The sequence below is a fragment of the Streptococcus infantis genome, from assembly GCF_047460685.1.
GTDB lineage: Bacteria > Bacillota > Bacilli > Lactobacillales > Streptococcaceae > Streptococcus > Streptococcus infantis_AD.
The window spans coordinates 1-1,192 of record NZ_JASHFS010000043.1; the positions used below are offsets into that span (position 1 = coordinate 1).

1 pseudogene is annotated in these 1,192 nt (G+C 42.7%); it reads right to left on the reverse strand.

Annotation, left to right across the window (positions count from 1 at the left end):
• Positions 1–1,192: pseudogene (locus tag QM917_RS10560) on the reverse strand (hypothetical protein); the annotation flags it as partial.

Consider the following 1,192-nt stretch of genomic DNA (forward strand, 5'->3'; position numbering starts at 1 on the left):
GTTACGGTGATTGGGTTACCATCTTTACCTGGGATTTCTACCTTAGTTCCTGGTGGGAATGTTGAGCCATCTGGTTTCTTAGGTGTTACTGTAACGTCACCTGTCTTAGGATCTTGTTCAACATCTAGTGTTGGTGTCTTACGAGCTGGTGTTGTTACATCTACTGGTTGTGATGGTTTCTTATTAGGTTCGGTTACTGTTCCTGTACCTGGGACATCTTTCTTAGGAAGGTTGTCATTTGGTACTTCACCTGAACCATTGTCGCCAATTGTAACTGTGATTGGTGTTCCATTTTCACCTGGGATTTCTACCGTAGTTCCTGGTGGGTATGGTTTTCCATTTGGTTTCTTAGGCGTTACAATTGCATCACCATTTGGTTTACGTGTGATTTCAATCTCACTTGGTGTTTCAGTTGTTGGGGTATTTGGTGTTACCTTACCTGGTGTTGTTACTGGAACTTCTACAGCTGGTTTACCTGGTTCTGTAATCTTACCTGTACCTGGAACTTTACCGTCTGGTAATTCACTGTTTGGTACTTTACCTTTACCGTCTTCACCGATTGTTACGGTGATTGGGTTTCCATCTTTACCTGGGATTTCTACCTTAGTTCCTGGTGGATATGGTTTTCCATCTGGTTTCTTAGGTGTTACTGTAACGTCACCTGTCTTAGGATCTTGTTCAACATCTACTGTTGGTGTCTTACGAGCTGGTGTTGTTACATCCACTGGTTGTGATGGTTTCTTGTTAGGTTCTGTTACTTTACCTTTACCTGGGACATCTGTCTTAGGAAGGTTGTCATTTGGTACTTCACCTGAACCATTGTCGCCAATTGTAACTGTGATTGGGGTGCCATTTTCACCTGGAATTTCTACCGTAGTTTTTGGTGGGTATGTTGAACCGTCTGGTTTCTTAGGCGTTACAATCGCATTTCCATTTGGTTGTTGAGTGATTTCAATCTTACCTGGTTTTTCAGTTACTGGTGTTTCTGGTGTTACCTTAGCTGGAGTTTCTACTGGAACTTCAACTGCTGGTTGACCTGGTTCTGTAATCTTACCTGTTCCTGGGACTTTACCGTCTGGTAATTCACTGTTTGGTACTTTACCTTTACCGTCTTCACCGATTGTGACTGTGATTGGGTTACCATCTTTACCTGGGATTTCTACCTTAGTTCCTGGTGGATATGTTGAGCCAT